This window comes from Zhongshania aquimaris (genome assembly GCF_019312595.1).
Classification (GTDB): Bacteria; Pseudomonadota; Gammaproteobacteria; order Pseudomonadales; family Spongiibacteraceae; genus Spongiibacter; species Spongiibacter aquimaris.
The window spans coordinates 594,656-613,626 of sequence record NZ_JAHWDQ010000001.1 but is presented as its reverse complement, the minus strand read 5'-3'; the positions used below and the strand labels follow the sequence as shown (position 1 = coordinate 613,626).

Annotated in this window: 16 protein-coding genes; 7 read left to right on the top strand and 9 right to left on the bottom strand. The window is 52.1% G+C overall.

The features are described from left to right. Positions 1–282 (top strand): pyrimidine/purine nucleoside phosphorylase, encoded by a 282-nt coding sequence (ppnP, locus tag KXJ70_RS02935; protein WP_219041951.1) that lies wholly within the window; start codon positions 1–3, stop codon positions 280–282. A gap of 305 nt (positions 283–587) precedes the next feature. After that, entirely contained in the window at positions 588–1,433 is an 846-nt protein-coding gene (locus KXJ70_RS02930; protein ID WP_219041950.1) for an OmpA family protein, read from the top strand. Positions 1,434–1,560: 127 nt separating this feature from the next. Here the strand turns inward: KXJ70_RS02930 and KXJ70_RS02925 are convergent, their stop codons facing one another. Further along, positions 1,561–2,874 carry a flavohemoglobin expression-modulating QEGLA motif protein gene (locus tag KXJ70_RS02925; protein ID WP_219041949.1) on the bottom strand — a complete coding sequence of 438 codons (1,314 nt, stop codon included), beginning with the start codon at positions 2,872–2,874 and terminating at the stop codon, positions 1,561–1,563. A gap of 10 nt (positions 2,875–2,884) precedes the next feature. Next, complete coding sequence (locus tag KXJ70_RS02920; protein ID WP_219041948.1) at positions 2,885–3,994, bottom strand: GNAT family N-acetyltransferase/peptidase C39 family protein; 1,110 nt, start codon at positions 3,992–3,994, stop codon at positions 2,885–2,887. A 219-nt stretch (positions 3,995–4,213) separates the two neighbouring features. On the opposite strand from KXJ70_RS02920, the gene KXJ70_RS02915 reads away from it, so the two are divergent. Next, entirely contained in the window at positions 4,214–5,680 is a 1,467-nt protein-coding gene (locus KXJ70_RS02915; protein WP_219041947.1) for a RimK family ATP-grasp domain-containing protein, read from the top strand. 4 nt (positions 5,681–5,684) lie between these two features. Here KXJ70_RS02915 and KXJ70_RS02910 read toward each other — a convergent pair whose 3' ends face one another. After that, positions 5,685–6,761 carry a DUF3080 family protein gene (locus KXJ70_RS02910; RefSeq protein WP_219041946.1) on the bottom strand — a complete coding sequence of 359 codons (1,077 nt, stop codon included), beginning with the start codon at positions 6,759–6,761 and terminating at the stop codon, positions 5,685–5,687. 12 nt (positions 6,762–6,773) lie between these two features. After that, the gene (locus tag KXJ70_RS02905; RefSeq protein WP_219041945.1) at positions 6,774–7,337 is read right to left on the bottom strand and encodes a glutathione peroxidase; all 564 of its coding nucleotides are present in this window, start codon (positions 7,335–7,337) and stop codon (positions 6,774–6,776) included. Between the two features lie 229 nt (positions 7,338–7,566). Here KXJ70_RS02905 and KXJ70_RS02900 point away from each other — a divergent pair, with 229 nt between their 5' ends. The 3 genes from KXJ70_RS02900 (at position 7,567) to KXJ70_RS02890 (ending at position 11,344) form a co-directional block, all read left to right on the top strand. Beyond that, the gene (locus KXJ70_RS02900) at positions 7,567–9,060 is read left to right on the top strand and encodes a 3'-5' exonuclease family protein (RefSeq protein ID WP_219041944.1); all 1,494 of its coding nucleotides are present in this window, start codon (positions 7,567–7,569) and stop codon (positions 9,058–9,060) included. Positions 9,061–9,179: 119 nt separating this feature from the next. Beyond that, on the top strand, positions 9,180–10,358 hold the full coding sequence (locus KXJ70_RS02895; protein ID WP_219041943.1) for a pyridoxal-phosphate-dependent aminotransferase family protein: 1,179 nt from the start codon (positions 9,180–9,182) through the stop codon (positions 10,356–10,358). Positions 10,359–10,501: 143 nt separating this feature from the next. Beyond that, positions 10,502–11,344: an HDOD domain-containing protein gene (locus KXJ70_RS02890; RefSeq protein WP_219041942.1), complete on the top strand. Its 843-nt coding sequence runs from the start codon at positions 10,502–10,504 to the stop codon at positions 11,342–11,344. 14 nt (positions 11,345–11,358) lie between these two features. On the opposite strand, the gene KXJ70_RS02885 is transcribed toward KXJ70_RS02890, so the two are convergent. From KXJ70_RS02885 to KXJ70_RS02865, 5 genes are all read right to left on the bottom strand, one after another. Continuing rightward, positions 11,359–12,132 carry an SDR family oxidoreductase gene (locus tag KXJ70_RS02885; protein WP_219041941.1) on the bottom strand — a complete coding sequence of 258 codons (774 nt, stop codon included), beginning with the start codon at positions 12,130–12,132 and terminating at the stop codon, positions 11,359–11,361. A 398-nt stretch (positions 12,133–12,530) separates the two neighbouring features. Then, positions 12,531–13,295, bottom strand: coding sequence for a YciK family oxidoreductase (locus KXJ70_RS02880; RefSeq protein ID WP_219041940.1), 765 nt, complete (start codon positions 13,293–13,295; stop codon positions 12,531–12,533). A gap of 15 nt (positions 13,296–13,310) precedes the next feature. Further along, positions 13,311–13,976 carry an HAD-IA family hydrolase gene (locus tag KXJ70_RS02875; protein ID WP_219041939.1) on the bottom strand — a complete coding sequence of 222 codons (666 nt, stop codon included), beginning with the start codon at positions 13,974–13,976 and terminating at the stop codon, positions 13,311–13,313. After that, the gene (ubiG, locus tag KXJ70_RS02870; RefSeq protein ID WP_219041938.1) at positions 13,976–14,707 is read right to left on the bottom strand and encodes a bifunctional 2-polyprenyl-6-hydroxyphenol methylase/3-demethylubiquinol 3-O-methyltransferase UbiG; all 732 of its coding nucleotides are present in this window, start codon (positions 14,705–14,707) and stop codon (positions 13,976–13,978) included. Before ubiG ends, KXJ70_RS02875 begins: the two co-directional genes overlap by 1 nt. A gap of 1 nt (position 14,708) precedes the next feature. After that, positions 14,709–16,037, bottom strand: coding sequence for a TRZ/ATZ family hydrolase (locus tag KXJ70_RS02865; RefSeq protein WP_219041937.1), 1,329 nt, complete (start codon positions 16,035–16,037; stop codon positions 14,709–14,711). A gap of 271 nt (positions 16,038–16,308) precedes the next feature. Here KXJ70_RS02865 and gyrA point away from each other — a divergent pair, with 271 nt between their 5' ends. Then, positions 16,309–18,969 (top strand): DNA gyrase subunit A, encoded by a 2,661-nt coding sequence (gyrA, locus tag KXJ70_RS02860; RefSeq protein WP_219041936.1) that lies wholly within the window; start codon positions 16,309–16,311, stop codon positions 18,967–18,969. Positions 18,970–18,971: the final 2 nt, after the last annotated feature.

Sequence of the window (18,971 nt, the reverse complement as noted above, 5' to 3'; positions counted from 1 at the left end):
ATGATTAAGCACAATAGCTATTTTGATGAGAAAGTTCAGTCTCTGGGTTTTGCGACAGAAACCAAACCTGCTTCAGTTGGCGTGATGGCAGCCGGCGAGTATCGTTTTGGTACCGAGGCGGCCGAGCGTATGGAAGTGATTAGCGGCGCCTTAACCGTGTTACTACCGGGGCAAAGCGACTGGCAGACTTTTGGCGCAGGCCAGGGCTTTGATGTTCCGGCTAATAGTCATTTTGATCTGCAGGTGGGTGTTAACACCGCTTACCTTTGCATATACGGTTAAATATTCTGAATCAAAGAGCGCCTTGGTTAGGCGCTTTTTTTGCTCTTGGACTCGCGTCTTTTGAGTCTCGCCAACGCTGCTTGTGCTACTCCTACCTTGTTAAGTTCTGCTGGCTTTCTGACCCTTGCTTAAGGCACGAAGGGCTAATTTTGTGAAGTCGGCTCGTATTTTGCTATCCCCGGTTGTGATCTGCATTGGGTCACACATTTAGTCACAATTTATTTGAAGCTTTTTAGTGCGTTAAGTCGTTCAGATTATCGTTTGCTTACACGTAATCGGCGGCGGCGCTTCATGACGGGGGTCATATGAAGAAAATGAAATTTGGGTTATTGATAGTAGCAGGGGTGTTCGCGTGGGCGCCGTTTAGTTTTGCCGCTGGTGGTTTGTGCAAAGCGCCAACGGCGAATTCGGCGCTGGAACTCGATGGTTGCAAGCAGGGTGACACCTTAATCTTGCGCGAAATACATTTCGATACGGATTCTGCACGTATAAAAGAAATGTCCTTTGCGTTTCTTGATAAGGTCTCAAGTGAGCTAAAAGAAAATCCAACGATTAAGGTCGCGGTGCAGGGCCATACCGATTCAATTGGTGCCGCCGATTACAATATGGACCTGTCGCAAAATCGGGCGCAATCTGTGCGATATTACCTTGTTTCTGCGGGGGTTAACCCCAATCAGTTAGTCGCGCAAGGCTTTGGTTTAACGGAACCTTTGGCTGATAACGCGACGTCGCAGGGCCGAGCCAGCAACCGTCGTGTTGAGTTGAAACTGGTCGGCACTTTGGTACTTTCTGAGCCCAAACCAACGAATGTGTATATCTCTACCTTCCACGCCAAGCCAATGGAATTGGTGGTGCCGGTTGGTACACAGGTAACGTGGACGAACTACGATGAGATATCCCACGACATTACCTTTGACGGCGTACCGGGCACTCGTATTTGGACTAAAGGCTGGAAGGGCGACACCTACAGTTTGCAGTTTGATAATCCGGGTACCTATAGCTACCACTGCGATGTTCATAAAGATGTGAATGGTCGAATCGTGGTTAAGTCGGCGGTTGATGAATACGTGACTACTGAGTCGCCAATCTACCCAGGTCAAACTACGAGTTCCTATGAGGCAAAGCAAACTGTCCAGCGAGTAGGTGGCTAATGACGGTTTAAATGCAGCAAGTTGGTGCGTATAAGCTGAGTGCGATTTTATGAATTTGCACTAAAATGTAGATTAATGCCCCACATTGGGGGCAATAGAAGGCGGCTTAGTCCGCCTTTTTTATTGGCTATTGAGGTACGAAATTAGTTTGCTCAAATAAATTTTTGAAATGTATCTGCACGCGCTCCAAGTCCAATAGCGACATGCCACTCGAAAATCCAAACCACACGTATAGACCGTTAATATCTCGAAACATGGGGGGTAAGTAGCGGGGCGCTTTGATTAAGCCAGCTTGCTGGTATTGATGGAGTACGGGTATATCGTCCAGTGCAACTTTGCCGACAAAGAGCATGGGGAGTAACTCTGGTTTGTCGGCGAGAATGGCGCTGCGAATAAAATTCACGGTTTCCACAAAGCCTTTTACGTAAGACAGATCTTTGGTGAAGCAGCTGCCGCCTTCGACCATACCGCCGCGGAAAACCCGCTGTGCGATTTTGTAGCTGTCGTGATTACTTAAGCCCTGTGCGACAAAGTGGCGGTAAACCTCTAAAAAATCTGCGCCGTTTTCCGCCATATCAATGGCGACGACACGGTCGCTAATCCGCCGCGCGCGATCAGGGAAGGAGCTAAAGGTCAGGGTTTCAATTAATACCGCCAAGCCTTCTTGAAGGGCGGTAATCCGCGGTGACCCAACACTTAGCCACGTTGCCCAGGGCTGATTGCGACCATTTAAGGTGGTGCCGACGTGAACCCAGCCTTCGTGTACTTCGAGTACCTGCAAATCCAGGGTGGAGAAGGATGAGTGGGTGTTGACCTTGATGCAGTCGCCACCCGCCGATGCGTCGGAGACGATGCCATCGGTTTCCCTAACGGTAAATGCACTCTCGGCAAAGTAAGGTTGTAAGCGCTGTTGCAGGGCGGTCACGGCCGCCTCGGCGTTGATATTTTTAGGGTAGGCGGCCGCGAGGTGTTTGGCAGCGGGCAGTGAGAAAATATGGCAGAGGCGCTGCCCCATTTCGATGAGGGTCAGTTTATCGCCGCGCAAGTGGTCGCGTGCCGAGCCGTACAGCTCCCGACTGGCCTGCAAAAATTCTGGCTTGCCGCGATTCTCAACCAGCTTGATTACCGTCAGGTACTGTTCGATGGTTTCCGCCAGTATATTGCCCAGCGGATCATTCTTGCCAAGGCGCTGTTCAACTTGCTTATGCAACTGGCTAAGCTCAGCACTTTTACTCGCAGGGTCAAAATTTAGCGGGTTGCGTAGATAGTAGTCTCTGTCCACGGCGGGTAATTTCTCCGCCTTGTCTTTAAAGTATTGCTGCTCAATCGTTTGTGGCCATTTAATTGAATCGAGAATGAGGATGGGCTTTTGAATAGCAATGAGCGATTCAGAAAGCTCCTTGAGCGACTCTTGATACTGTCGATCTAATTGATTACTCATGCGCTATGGGTCACTCCGAGTCCGGGGTTTGAATGGCGAGCAGGCAGCGCAGCCGGTTGCGTCCAAAGCTGGCCATATTGATGAAGGCATTTATGCTGATGGGCACATGCATAAAGTCAGTCTCGCTTTGCCAGCGGCTATCATTGGTATCTGGGTCACTGATATACACAAAGTGTTGGTCTGACTTACTGACATAGACCCAGTGGGGAGCCCGATTGCGGTTTAAGGCCCAAGTGCTGATAAGGGCAATGACGTGGTCGTGACGTTCGAGAATCTCGCGAAACTGTGCTGGCCCCAAAGGATTAATTTCGAGGCTGGCGGGGTAGTGCTGCAGCTGCTCGCTAAAGTCTTGGTGTACTAGCTCGATGACCTGACGTTTCTCTTCGCTGCGCACGCTGTCGATAAACGGCGTGCCGCTGCGGTTAATATATAAACGCGCATTAAAGCCGCGCTTTAACGCTGATAGCGCCAGGCCGTGGGGCGAGCTGCCGCCGTGTCCGGTGGTCATGAAGATGGTGGTCGCTTCGCGCCATATTTGTAATTCCTCACGGCGACTGATGGGGTATGTCGTGTCGATATTGCGCATTGCCATCATCAGCGCGGCTGGCCCACAGCTGAATTCGGTGGTTTGCCGGTAGTAGACCGGTGGCTCGGTAATAAGCGAACCGGTTTCTGCCTGTAAGCGTTTTTCAAAGCGCAGCGCTGTGCAGCCGTCTTCGTAATAGTCCTCAATCCGGTCGAATGCCAAATAGCCCAGCTTTTCATAGAGTGCAATGGCCGCGGGGTTGTCTACGCGGACTTCCAGGCGCATAAACAGGCAGTCGCGTTCGCGGGCCTGGGTTTCGGCGTGGGCTAATAATTGTTGGGCAAGCCCTTGGCCACGAAAGTCGGGATCTAAGGCAACGGAGTAAAGTCTCGCCAGGCTGGTTCCGGTGCGGAATAAAACGATGCTGTAACCGCTTGGCACACCGTTACTTAAAATGACGGAACTGGAATGAGCGCCAGGTTTAATGAGGCTTTTAAAACTGCGGCGCGAGAGTTTATCGCCACTAAAGCAGCGCTGCTCTATGGCTTCGAGGGCATCGAGATCTTCTTTGGTGGCGGCGCGAATAATATTCATTAGGCAATAGTACATGAGCGCATAAGAAGTTCGCCGCTATTAGGAAGAGTGTTGGCAGGGGGACGTGAATAAACCTAAATACATCGTACGCATAAGCCCCGCTAAAGAGTGGATCATACTGCGCAATATTTACTGGACACAATCATCATCGGCATATTGTTAATGGTATAAATTGGTCGCAGAATGCCGGTCATTGTTTATTCCCTTAGGATTTGCCGGATGTCGCGTTTTTTTGTTGTAGTTGATGACCTAAAAGATTGGTCTCCCTACTATCCCAGTCAGGATGTTATCACCTTTGATGACTATCTAGAGCGCGTGACGCAGAGTAGCGGTGAGCGGGTGCGGGTCATTAATCTTTGCAAAAGCTATCGCTATTTAGGCACCGGTTACTATTGTTCGCTATTGGCGGAAGCTCGCAGCCACAATGTGTTGCCATCGGTGAATACCCTGAGTGAGCTGGCGCGAAAATCGCTGTCGGATATCTTGTTGGAGGGGGTGGAACCCTTGCTCGCCAAATTGCCTGCGGCCAAGAGCGGTGACACCTTGAGTGTCAGAAGCTGGTTCGGCGAGTGTTTGGCTCCAGAGTATGCCGCGATAGCCAAAGCGGTATTTGAGCGCTTCCCGTCACCCTTAATTGAAATTTCCTTAGAATATAAACACCGCTGGCAGATTAAAAAACTGCAAATGATTGGACTCAAATCACTTAAGCCCGGCGGTGAACAGGAAGCTTTCGCGTCGACCTTTGAGCGTTTCAGCAGCAAGATGTGGCGCAAGCCCAAAGCCAGAAAAAGCTTTCGCTACGATTTGGCGATACTGGTTGATCCTGAAGAAAAACTGCCCCCCAGCGATAAAGGCGCACTGCGCAAATTCACCAAGGCGGCGGCGCAGCTGGGCATATCGGCGGAGCTGATTACCAAAAAGGATTATTTGCGTGTGCCTGAGTACGACGGTCTCTTTATTCGCGAGACCACATCCGTAGACCATCACACCTACCGTTTTGCTAAAAAGGCGGCGGCAGAGGGTTTGGTGGTGATGGATGATCCCACCTCTATTTTGCGTTGCACCAATAAAATCTATTTGGCTGACTTGCTTAGCAGCCACAAAGTGCCGACGCCACGCACCGAATTTTTGCGTCGCGATAATCCTGAGGAGCTGCAGCGCATCGCCGAGACTTTGGGCTATCCCATTGTATTGAAGGTGCCAGATGGCGCGTTTTCTCGCGGGGTGGTAAAGGTGGAAGATTGGGCTAGCCTCGTCAGTGAAAGCCAGCGCTTACTTGATAAATCGGCCCTGCTGCTCGCTCAGGAATTTATGTACACCGACTACGATTGGCGTATTGGCGTGTTAGACGGCAAGCCCTTGTTCGCCTGTCGCTATTATATGGTCCGCAATCACTGGCAAATTTATAAGCACAGCAGCAGCAAAAGTCAGTCTGGTGGCTTTGACACCATGCCAACTTACGAGGCGCCAAAGAAGGTTATCGATGTAGCGGTAAAGGCGTGCAAATTAATTGGCGATGGTTTCTACGGCGTAGATGTAAAGCAGTCTGAAAACCGCGTTGTGGTGATTGAAGTGAATGACAATCCTAGTATTGATTCAGGGGTGGAAGACCTGTTTCTGGGCGACGGCCTTTACGACTCGGTGATGGAGGTTTTTCTGCGCCGGATGGAACAGCGTCGGCGTTAAATCCTTAGGTGCCCGGAGCCAATCCGCATTGGCTCAGCAGGGCGCCGGCGCGCTCTACATGTTGGCGCTGGGCGTCGGTGGCCTTGTCCAGGAGCTCGCTGCGTTTCTTAAGCCAGTCTAGGTAAGCGGTGGGGACAGGCAGTTCATTCGCGCGCATGGCCGCCAGCAATTCGTTTTCGATTGGCGTCATTTCGCTCAGTATGGCGAATTGATGGCGATTTATCAGGCTGGCTTGCTGTTGAATCTGCGTAATAAAATAGCTGCTTAAGACATTGCGAAACTGATTGGCGGCGGGAGTTGGCGACGCTTTCAAGCATAGCGGGCGACCCACTAGACGCTGCTCAATAATATCTGCGGCAGCCTTGAGTTTGGCGGTGTTAAGTTGCTGGGCTTTTAGCAGCGCGCCGCCATCTCCCAGCCTTATTTTTCCCAAGGTGCTGAGAATCTCGTCCGTGTCGTGCTGCCAATTGCCTGCTAACCATTGCTGTTGCCAGCGATTCCAACGCGCCAGCGCCGCTATACTTGGATCGTCTCCGCGATCGGGGTGGTAGCTGCGCAAATCTGGCGGTGCCTGCCAGAATTCACGAAACTCAGCACCGGCGATGCCAGCGGCAAAGAGCCGGTTTGGAAGCTCACGCTGTTTCAGGTTTGCGGCCTCGCGCAGCGTTGCGGCAAGGGATGCCTTGCCTTCGCTGTGTAAAATGTCAATACACGTTTCTGCCTCACTGAGAAAGCGCAAATCAAATATCAGTTTCGCACTCGCGTCACCGTGTCGGCCAAGGATGCTGTTGCGTTCCGCGATAGTTTCCCGCAGCGCGCACTGCCGCATGCGAAGGAAGTCCAAGAGATCGATATTGCTATCGGCAAAGGTGATTGCGATGTCCCGCGGCCGAGGGAAGTGCAGAGAAGCTTCTTGCGGCGACGCGCTCGCCTCTCTGTCGAGAACGCGAGCAAGCCTGGTGAGATAGTCTCGCCAGTGATTTTCTAGCTCGCTGCTATCTGAACAGCCAGAGAGGAAAAGGGGCAAACAAAAAGCAATGGCGGCAACATATTTCCAGAACGGTTGGCGGTAGCTGAACATAATTCCGCTGCGTTACTCGCTCGGCAGTAACTTGCTTACGGCGGCGCGTAGTGATTTTGAGTCTGGGGTTGTCATTGAACTAAAGCTTTCTGTCTCTCCAGTCGCAGGGTCAAAGACGTATTTATAAAAATTCCATTTGGGCGGGGTGCCGCTGGCATCGGCTACCAGTTTTAGCAGTGGATCTGGCTTGTCACAGCGAATACAGGATTTATGAAAAACAGGAAAACTAACACCGTAATTCGCATGGCAAACTTTGGCAGTTTTCTCGGCTTTTTCATACTCCTGGCCACCAAAATCGGCGGTGGGTACACCTAATACCAGTAAACCCTGTTCTTTAAATTCCTGGTATAGCGCTTCAAGGCCCTCAAACTGAGGAGTAAAGCCACACATGCTTGCGGTGTTGACTACCAATATTGCTTTCGCACTTTTTACCGTGTCGCATAAATTGAGATCGCCGGCTTCAAGGGTGGGGCGAGATTGCTTTAGATCGTCGGGGCATTGCCAGCCTTTCTCTGCGGCTTGGGAGCGTGAAGAGATGGCGATCAAAATGAATAGCAGCACTGATAGTTGGCGCATAGTGTTAATCCCGTGTTGGTTTGATAATTTCGATAGCCATGTCTTAATCTACCGAAAGGAGCATCTTCTTGGCATTTTCTGTAATTCGCAACTCAACACGTCGATATGCCAAGGCTGGTGAGTTAGATACCGATTACTCATAATAGCGTTTTAATACGTGAATGACTGGAAAATAGATGCTTAGTTTGCTGCTCGATGAACATGCGTGTAACTGTCGACGAGGTTTTGCGTGCTAGATGATGTGCGTTTTGCGCTGGTCGACTTAGAAACCACCGGGGGCCAAGCTGCCCATGATCAAATCATGGAAGTGGCGGTTCGCCAAATCGATTTTAGTGGCGGCGAAGAGTGGGCGTGGCAGTCACTTATTGATCCGCAGTGTAGTATTCCGTCTTTTATTCAGGGGCTAACCGGTATTTCTCCCGCCATGGTTAGGGGCAAACCGGTATTCAGTGATGTGCAGGATGTGCTGTGGTCTCACCTAGAGAATGCAATATTGGTTGCCCACAATGCGCGGTTTGATGCGGGTTTTTTACGCGCTAACTTTGCCCGTTTTGGTCGCCAATATGATCCGCCTGTGCTGTGTACGCTAAAGCTTGCGCGCACCCTTTACCCAGAGTGGCCGAAGCATGGCTTAGAAGCCATTTGTCACCGGATTGGTTTTCATTCCGAAGTTCATCACCGCGCCATGGCCGATGTCGATGCGATGAAGGCGTTTTTGGATTTTGCGCGGCGAGATGTTGGCGAAGCGGTATTTAATTTTGAGGTCGGTTTATTGCTAGGTCTGCCAGTATTGCCGCCATCTATTAGCCAAACGGAATTTGATGTTATTCCCAGCCGGGCAGGTGTGTATCGATTGCTGGGAGAGGCGGGGGAGCTGCTGTATTTGGGCGCTGCCAGCTCTCTGCAAGAGCAGATACTTAGCCATTTCACCAATAGTGCCGGCGATAGCAAGGCGACAAAGTTAGCGCGCAAGGTGGCCGGACTGCAGTGGCAGGCGCACGCCGGTGAGCTGTCGGCAGGGCTCTACCTAAGCGCTGCCTTGCGGCATGAAAAGCCGCAAATGCAGCGCAGTGCCAAGGCGGTGGGCAAGCCCTGCTGTGTTCGTTTTGTGAGCATTGATAGCGGCGGCCATAGTCTGCGTTTGCGCTCGGGACTGCCAAACGATATTGCTCAGAGTGGTGAATCGGTGGTGTTGTTTCGCGATCGAAAACAGGCCAAAGCCCGTCTTGTAGTCTTAGCAAAAGACCATGATTTATGCCTTTCGCAGTTGGCGCTGCTAAGCGAGGTGCAGCGCTGTGACTGCTCTGTTTGTGATGACATTGATTGTCGTGATAGTGATGGTAAAGAGGATGTTGAGAATAGTGCTCCCGCTGATTTAGCTGTGCCGATTTCACGGCTAACGTCTGCGTTCGCCGACTATCTATATACCCCCTGGCCTTTTGCGGAAGCCGTGTTAATTTACGAGTGTAATGACGCGGGCCTCGCCGAGTGGCATCTGGTGAATGACTGGCGGCATTACGGCTCGTTTATCTTGGATGCGAATCGTCAAACACTTTCGCCGTGTCAGCGCGGGGAAGTAGATGGATCGGCGGCGCTGAGTCTTGCTGAGGCGGCCGCGAGATGCGAGCAACAACTGGACTTCCACTACGACCATTACCGATTGCTACGGGCCTTTTTGAATGAGCTAGAATGGCGGCCACTATCTGCGTTTGCAGAAATATAAGTACAGGCAGGGCGGTTTCTAAAACGGCCCCGTCTTCAGGTATAATCACCGTCAACTTTCTTGGCCCAGTTTATTCTGCATCGATGTGATTGGGCGTGGCAGATCAGTGAGATTTTACTATGGCAATTTCCTCTTTCCATCCTCCTCGTCGTACTCTGATGGGGCCGGGTCCGTCCGATGTTCATCCACGTATTCTTGAGGCGCTCGGGCGGCCAACGCTGGGGCACTTGGACCCCTTGTTTATTGGCATGATGGATGAAACCAAAACCCTGCTTAAGTATGCGTTTCAGACCAGCAATGAATTGACCCTGCCGATATCCGCCCCTGGCTCCGCTGGTATGGAGGCCTGTTTTGTAAACCTGGTCGAGCCGGGGGACAAAGTATTGGTATGTGTAAACGGGGTGTTTGGCAATCGCATGATTGAAAACGTGACCCGCTGTGGCGCCACCGCAGTGCGTGTTGATTTTCCCTGGGGTGCAGCGGTCGAGCCAGCTGCAGTGGAAGAGGCGCTTAAAGCGAATAGCGACGTTAAAATTCTCGCCTTTGTGCACGCCGAGACGTCAACGGGTGCCCTGAGCGATGCGCAAGCGCTGTGCGCTTTGGCCAAGAAGTATAATGCCTTGAGCATTGTAGATGCGGTGACATCAATGGGTGGTGTGCCCTTGCTGGTAGATAAGTGGCAGGCGGATGCTGTGTATTCAGGCAGCCAAAAATGCCTGTCGTGCACGCCGGGTTTGTCGCCGGTGACCTTTAGTGACGCCGCTGTTGCCGTTATAAAGGCGCGCAAGCATCCCGTGCAAAGCTGGTTCTTGGATATGAACCTGATACTGGGTTACTGGGGCGAGGGTGGCAAGCGCGCTTACCACCACACCGCGCCGGTCAACGCACTTTATGGCTTGCACGAGTCATTGGTCATGTTGCAAGACGAAGGCTTGGACAATGCATGGCAGCGTCACGCGGCGATGCACGGCGCCTTAGCTGCCGGTTTAGAAGCGCTTGGTATTAGTTTTGTGGTTAAGGCAGAACAGCGTCTGCCTCAGTTGAATAGTGTTTATATCCCAGAGGGTGTGGATGACGCCGCCACTCGTCAATATCTCCTTGCGAACTATGATTTGGAGATTGGCGCAGGTCTAGGCGACCTCGCGGGTAAAGTGTGGCGTATCGGTTTGATGGGTTACAGTGCCAGAATGGAAAACATCAGCTTATTGCTTAAGGCTTTGGCTGAGGCAATGAACGCACAAGGCTATACGTGCGATGCCGCAAGCGCGCTTGCCGCCGCTGAAGCCACGCTAGCCTAACTGTAGTAATGGTGTGTTTACCTGAAATGCCAGGCCTTTTAATAGGTCTCGGCATTTTGTTTTGCACATAAGTATTTTTAACACTGATGGCTTTGCTAGGCATCTGCTAGTCTCTTTCTATATCCCCTTGCGAGCGCGTCAATGTGTCTTTAAGTAATCCCTTAATCGAACAGGTTCGGCTTGATTTGTTGGACGCGATTGAAAATGACTCCATCGTCTTGCCGACATTGCCAGAGGTCGCCTTAGAAATTCGTGAGGCCGCAAGTGACCCAGATGTCAGCGTGGGGATGTTGGCGACGATTATCGAAAATGACAGCTCAATCGCAACGCGTATTCTGCGCGTTGCTAATAGCTCCTTATTGCGTGGTTTTCAGCCTATTCACGATGTGAAGTCGGCGATTGGGCGCATAGGTCTCGGTTATACCAGCACGCTGGTAACGACCCTAGCGATGCAGCAGATATTTTTGTCGACTAAAGAAGCGCTCAATCAGCGAATGCGTGCCATCTGGATGCACAGCACAGATGTCGCCGCCATTTGCCACACCCTTGCTAAATCCCAAACTAAACTAAAACCTGAGATGGCGACCCTTGCCGGTATTGTTCACCAAGTCGGCACCTTGCCGGTATTGAATTATGCAGTAGGTCGAGGCTTTTTACGTGATCATCCGGAATTGCTTGATCAAATATTAATCAGTTTGAGCCCGGAGGTGGGCAGTCGCATTCTTGAGGCTTGGGGTTTTGCCAATGAGTTGGTTATCGTGCCGACTCAGCATATGGATTTTAACCGCCAAGCGAAGGAGGGCGACTATGTGGATTTAGTCACTGTCGCCAATTTGCACAGTTATTTTGGCACCCAGCATCCTTTAGCGAGTGTGGACTGGTCAACCGTAACGGCATTCGAACGGCTGGGATTGCCGGTCACACTCGATGCGACCGACGATTATCATCAGCAAATTGAAGCGATGCAGGGCGCCTTGCGCGGCTAGTGGATTTTTGCCGTTTAGGATAAGTAGCCGCCGTCGACGGTAATACAACTTCCCGTGGTGTAGCTCGATGCAGCGGATGCTAAATACAGCACTGCGCCGGCCATTTCGTCTGGCTTTGCGACGCGGTGAAGTGGCACATCCTTCAGAACAGTTTCCCTAATTTCGTCGTTTTTAACTAAAGCCGACGCAAATTTGGTGTCCGTTAAGCCAGGTAAAAGGGCGTTTACTCTTACACCCATCGTCGCGCATTCTTTTGCAAACGCCTGGGTCATTGAAATAACGGCGGCTTTGCTGATCGAGTAGATTCCCTGCAGGGCGCCGGGTTTGACGCCGTTGATCGACGCGACATTGATGACGCTACCGCCGCCATTTTTGGCCATCAGTTTGATCCCAATGGACGACATAAAGAAGTAGCCGCGAATATTGACGTCTATGGTCTTATTGAAGGCGGCTAAATCTGTGTCGGTGATATGGCCGAAATAGGGGTTGGCGGCGGCGTTGTTGACTAATATATCTAAACGGCCGTGTTTGCGTTCTATTGCTTCAAATACCGACTCAATATTTTCCATATCGCCGATGTGGCAAGCCATGGCTTCGGCACTGCCCTGTTCCTGACGTATTTCCTCTGCAACTTGTTCGCAGTCGGCTGCTTTGCGGCTCGCCACAATTACGTGCGCACCATGGGCTGCCAACGCTTTGCAGATGCTTTTACCAATACCGCGGCTACCACCACTGACCAAGGCGATTTTGTTGCTAAGATCAAAAGAGACATTCGTCGTTGCGTTCATTTTATTTTCCTTGTTACTTAGGAGACTTTTGGTTTTTCGTGCCGGTTCAAGTCTATTCGCAGGCGCTATATGCTTTGTTGCTTCGATGACGGCAATTAAAAGGAGGCTGAGATTTAGTAAATTATTATTGTCTTTTACTGCTAGGATTCAGGCACGATGCACAGCAGTTCAGTCTTAGGGCACCTCTATAAATTGATTGTAGCCTCTGCTCGCCCTTCGGGGCTTACGGGCATTTCCCCCAGCGGCGTTGCGCTGCTTCGACGGGCAACCAGCGGAAGGCCGCCCCACCCGTCTGCATCGCGCGCCTTACTGGAGAAAATGCCCGTAAGCCAGAGGCCGCAAGCAATTTATAGAGCTGCCCTTAATAATGCAGTAAGCCATGTCGTGCCTTTATACCATTACGCCTTTGGCTGGGCATCAAATTGTTGGCCATTGACAGCTTTACTGTCGTCGCTCATTAAGTAGAGGTATAGCGGCATGATCACTTCTGGTAGCGGATTGTCCTGCGGGTTTTCGCCTGGATAGGCGGTACGGCGCATGACTGTTTGGGTGGCGCCGGGGTTGATGCTGTTCACGCGCGTATTGTTAAGGTCAAATTCTTCGTCAGCCAAGATCTGCATCATGCCTTCAGTGCCAAATTTCGATATGGCATAGGCTCCCCAAAAGGCGCGCCCTTTGCGGCCGACGCTGGAGGAGGTGAGAATGATGGATGCGTTCTCTGCGGCGGCTAGCATTGGTAAGAGCGCTTGGGTCATCATAAATGGCGCACTTAAATTGACGTGTAAAACTTCGTCCCAGCTGTCGACGGTGGTTTGGGCCAAGGTACGACGTTGGCCAAGTACACCTGCGTTGTGCAGCAAGCCATCTAGGCGTCCAAATTCCCGTTCTATGGTGTTTGCCAATTCTTCATAATCTTTCATCACTGCGCCGCGTAAGTGCAGAGGGTAGATGGCCGCCTGCGGATAAGCCGCGGCTTCGATTTCGTCGTAAACCGCTTCCAATTTCTCGACTGTACGTCCCAGCAATATCACGGTGGCGCCGTGTTGGGCATAGCTTAGTGCGGCGGCGCGACCAATACCGTCACCGGCACCGGTCACGAGAATGATTTTGTTCTGAAGACATTGCGGCGCGGCGATATATTCTGGGGGAAGGCTTAAAGGCACGTAGAATCCTCGGATTTATGACTGCTGTAATTGACTGATCAGTGGAATAAGATCGCTGGCTGTGTCGACAATATAATTGGCGCCCCAGTTATCTGCACTGTCATTTTCAGAGATATAGCCATAGCGGCAGGCGACGGTGCGCATGCTGGCATTGCGACCGGCGTCGATGTCGCGTTTATGGTCGCCCACGTAGATGGTGTTTGCTGGCAGGCAGTCAATTTCTTTGCAGGCTAAATAGATCGGTTCTGGGTGAGGTTTGCGATGCGTTACGTGGTCGGGGCAAATAGCGGTGCCGCAGCGCGTTGATAATTGCATTGCTGAGAGCAAGGGCTCGGTAAAGCGCGACGGCTTATTGGTGACGATCCCCCACTTTAAGCCCAGTGATTCTATGTGTGTCAGCACCTCTGCCATGCCAGGAAAGAGGGTTGTGCTTACCGAGAGTTGGGCAAGATAGCGGTCGAGGAAATCATTCAGCAAATCGGCAAAGCCATCACTGTCTTCCGTTTGCTCAAATCCTAAGCTAACGACGGCGCGAGCGCCGTCGGATACTTTGCGGCGCACCGCGTCATAGCTTTGCGGCGCGCGGCCGTGCTCGTCGAGCATGCTGTTTAACACCGCTGTGAAGTCGGCAGCGGTATCAAGTAGCGTGCCATCTAGATCAAACAATACACCGTGCAGCATTAGGCGGGCTTCTTAACGTGGATCATATAGTTTACATCGACGTCTTTGTCGTTAAGTCGATAAGTGCGCAGCAGCGGGTTATAGGTGAGCCCCGTCATATGTTGCATTTGCAGGCCGGCATCGCGAACCCAGTTTCCCAGTTCGGCGGGGCGAATGAAGCGGCTGAAGTCGTGGGTGCCCTTGGGCAGCATTTTCAGTAAATACTCGGCGCCGACAATCGCAAACATAAAGGCTTTGGGGTTGCGGTTGATGGTAGAAAAGTAAATGTCGCCACCCGGTTTGCACAGCGCTGCGCAGGCGCGAATAACAGAGGATGGGTCGGGAACGTGCTCCAGCATTTCCAGGCAGGTCACGATGTCGTAGCTGCCGGGTTCATCGGCGGCGAGTTCTTCGGCGGTGGTTTGAAAGTATTCGACCTTGGCGCCGGACTCTAGCTGGTGGAGGCGGGCAACGCTCAAGGGTGTTTCGCCCATGTCGATGCCTTTAACGCGGGCGCCGCGCTGAAACATGGCTTCCGATAAAATGCCGCCACCGCAGCCCACATCCACGACCCGACGTTCGGCGAGCGGTGAGCGCTCGTCGATATAATTGACGCGCAGCGGATTGATGTCGTGCAGGGGTTTGAACTCGCTGTTGCGATCCCACCAGCGGTGAGCCAGTTCTTCAAACTTGGCAATTTCTGCTGGGTCGACGTTGTTTCTATGCTGTTTCTGCGATTCCGCGTGCTGCATTTTATTCTCCGCTAATTCTTGTGCGCCAGAGTTCAGCGCGAGTAATGATGTCGCGGCGGTCTAGCGTGGTCAGTTCGCCATTATCCAGTACCTTGCGGCCCATGATCCAGCTATAGCGAACCTGATGACTGATATTGGTGTAAACCAGTTGTGAAACAGGGCTGTAAATAGGTTGCTGTTCCAGCGCTGATAGATCGATGGCGATCACGTCGGCCTGTTTGCCCACTTCCAGGCTGCCGACTAGGTGATCTATGCCTAGCGCTTTGGCGCCGTTTAGAGTCGCCATTGTGAGTGCGAAGTGGTCGGGTAGGGCGCTGGCGTCACCGGCCACGACTTTGCCGAGCAGCGCTGCACTGCGCATTTCGCTGAATAGGTCGAGGTCGTTATTACTGGCGGCGCCATCGGTGCCGAGCGCGACATTAATGCCGGCTGCGCGCATTTTCTCTACGGGAGAAAAGCCGCTGGCCAATTTCATATTTGATTCTGGGCAGTGAATTGCCTGACAGCCATAGTTAGCGAGGGTGTTGATGTCCTCGTCGTTTAACGCCGCGAGGTGTACGCACTGGGTTTTTGGCCCGAGCAAACCTAATTCGGCGAGGCGGGCGATGGGGCGCTTGCCGGTTTGGGCGACGGCGTCGTCGATTTCCTGCTGGGTTTCGTGCAGGTGAATTTGAATGGCGGCGTCAGCCTCGGCGGCGAGGGTGGCCACCCGCTGCATGGCGTCGTCACCCACTGTGTAAGGCGCGTGGGGGCCGAAGGCTACCGTAATCAGTTTGCTGTGTTTTAGCTCGTCCCGCAGGGCGAGACCCTTGCGCAAATAGTCGTCGGGGCCGCTACCCCAGGCGCAGGGGAAGTCAAATATAGGAAAGCTGAGCTGGGCGCGAATGCCTGCCTTGCGAATGACGGTAGCGGCGGCCTCGGGGAAAAAGTACATATCGCTAAATGTGGTGGTGCCACTGCGCAGCATTTCAGCAATGGCGAGCTCGCAGCCGTCGCGAACAAATGCCTCGTCGACCCAGCGACCTTCGGCGGGCCAAATATGGTCATTGAGCCAGGTGTGCAGCGGTTTGTCGTCGGCCATACCTCGAAATAAACTCATGGCTGCGTGCCCGTGGGCGTTTATAAGACCGGGCATGAGCACGTGATTGCTGAGTCGCAGCACTTCGCCGGCTTCAATACTCTCCGCGTCTTGAGCGGGCAGCAGGGCGCATATCTCACCATTGCGAATAGCTAGCGCATGGTTAATTAGCGGTGTGCAATTGGGTGCGACGGGAATAATCCAGCGTGCAAATATAAGGGTGTCGACGACTTGTGGGCTTTGGGCAGGCATGAGGCTGTCCGTATCTGTTTATGCAAAGGCGCAAGTATACCTGTTAACGCGGCGACTGTGGTCGCCTTTGTTGCGGTAGCACATTGATTTACGGCGATTTTGAACTGTCTACGGGCTTGAGATTTATGCTATCATTGCCGCTTTATTTTCCGCTTAGACCAGCTGCGCCGTCGGCGGAGACGGTGGCAGTGGTGAGTTAATACCGGATAAGGCCGATTTCGAGGCGACACTGCCGCGTGACGACTATCCATAATAAGGAACTACCCCGTTCATGGCTGATATAGCTAAAGAGATTCTGCCGGTAAATATCGAGGACGAGCTAAAGCAGTCCTACCTTGATTATGCAATGAGCGTTATCGTCGGCCGGGCACTGCCCGATGTGCGAGACGGTCTAAAACCAGTTCACCGCCGTGTGCTGTTCGCCATGAGCGAACTCGGCAATGACTGGAATAAAGGCTATAAGAAGTCCGCCCGTGTGGTGGGTGACGTCATTGGTAAATACCACCCGCATGGCGATTCTGCGGTATACGACACCATCGTTCGGATGGCGCAGCCGTTTTCGCTGCGCTATATGCTGGTCGATGGGCAGGGTAACTTCGGTTCTATCGACGGTGATAATGCGGCGGCCATGCGTTATACCGAAATTCGTATGCGCAAAATCGCCCACGAAATTCTCGCCGATCTAGACAAGGAAACCGTGGATTGGGTGCCTAACTACGATGGCACCGAGCAAATTCCGGCGGTGATGCCCACTAAAATTCCCGCGCTATTGATCAATGGCTCCTCGGGTATTGCGGTTGGTATGGCGACCAATATTCCGCCACATAATTTAACCGAAGTCATTAACGGCTGTTTGGCCTTGCTGGACGACCCGGAGATTACGGTTGACCAGTTGATGGAGCACATTCCTGGTCCAGATTTCCCAACGGCGGCGATCATCAATGGCCGCGCTGGTATTGTAGAAGCCTATAGAACGGGCCGTGGTCGTATCTATGTTCGCGCCCGCGCTGAAGTGATCGTCGATGAAAAAACCCATCGCGAGACCATTCTTATTCACGAGCTGCCTTACCAAGTAAACAAGGCGCGCTTGATTGAGAAGATCGCCGAGCTGGTTAAAGAGAAGAAGATCGAAGGCATTTCTGAACTGCGCGACGAGTCTGATAAAGACGGTATGCGCGTGGTAATAGAAATGAAACGCGGCGAAAGCGGCGAAGTCATTTTGAACAACCTTTACGCCCAAACCCAATTGCAGAATGTGTTTGGTATCAATATCGTGGCGCTGGTCGATAATCAGCCACGTATTTTAAACCTGAAGCAGCTGCTTGAGTATTTCATTCGCCATCGTCGCGAAGTGGTTACTCGGCGTACCGTGTTCCTATTGCGCAAGGCGCGTGAACGCGGTCATGTGCTGGAAGGTTTGGCGGTTGCGATTTCAAATATTGATGAAATTATTGCCACTATTAAAGCTTCTGCAACCACGCAAGAAGCCAAAGACAGTTTGATCTCGCGCCCTTGGAAATTGGGCGATGTAGCTGGCATGTTAGAGCGCGCTGGCGAAAACGCCTGCCGCCCTGACGATCTTGAAGATCAGTATGGTATGCGTGACGGCCAGTATTATTTGTCGCCTGTGCAAGTTCAGGCGATTCTTGATTTACGTCTGCAAAAACTGACTGGCCTTGAGCACGAAAAACTGCTGGGCGAGTACCAGGAGCGTCTGCTGGAAATTGCAGAATACTTAAATATTCTGGCGAATCCCGATGTGCTTATCGCGGTTATTCGCGGTGAATTAGAGCAAGTGGTTGCCGATTACGGCGATGAGCGTCGCAGTGAAATCGTTGCATCACAACTTGATCTTAATCACGAAGATTTAATTCCAGAAGAAGACCGCGTTGTCACTATTTCTAATGGCGGTTACGCCAAGTCGCAGCCATTAGATACCTACCAAGCCCAGCGCCGCGGTGGTATGGGTAAGTCGGCAACCTCGGTTAAAGATGAAGATTTTGTTGAACATTTATTGGTGGTGAATACCCATACCACGATTTTGTGTTTCTCGAATATCGGTAAAGTATATTGGTTGCGTGCCTACCAAATTCCTGTAGCGGGTCGTAACTCTCGCGGTCGTCCGATGGTAAATTTATTGCCGTTAGACGCCAACGAGCGCATCACATCAATTTTGCCTGTTAATGAATACACTGAAGGCTATTTCATTTTTATGGCTACCGGTTTCGGTACCGTGAAAAAGACGCCATTGGAAGCCTTCTCTCGTCAGCGCAGCGTCGGTTTGCGCGCGATTGAACTGGACGAAGGTGATGTGCTGATTGGCACTGCAATCACCAACGGCGAAAATGATATTTTGTTATTAACCAGCGCCGGCAAAGCGGCTAGATTCCCCGAAGCGGCTGTTCGGGCGATGGGGCGTACAGCGCGCGGTGTGCGCGGTATTCGTATGGACGAAGATCAGCGTGCTATTGCGATGATTATTCCGCAAGAAGGCGGTCGGGTGCTGACCGTTTCTGAGAACGGTTACGGTAAGCGCACATTAGTAGAAGACTTCCCAGCAAAAGGCCGCGGTAATCGCGGTGTTATCGCCATGGCGATGAGCGAGCGCAACGGGCCGTTGGTCGGTGCGGTTCAGGTCTTCGAGGGCGACGACTTAATGCTGATTAGTGATCAAGGCACTTTGGTGCGTACCCGCACTGACGAAGTCTCGATTCTCAGTCGTAACACCCAGGGTGTTCGGGTTATTCGTTTGAAAGAAGACGAACATCTGGTGGGTGTGCAGCGCGTTGAGGAAGAAGACGAGAAATTGCTGCAGGTCGATGAAGATGCTGACACTGACACTGCGACCACAGACGATGTGATTGCCGGCGAAGCCGTCAGCACTGACGGTGACGATGCAGCAGCGCCTGCGGATGATAGCGGCGAGGAGTAATC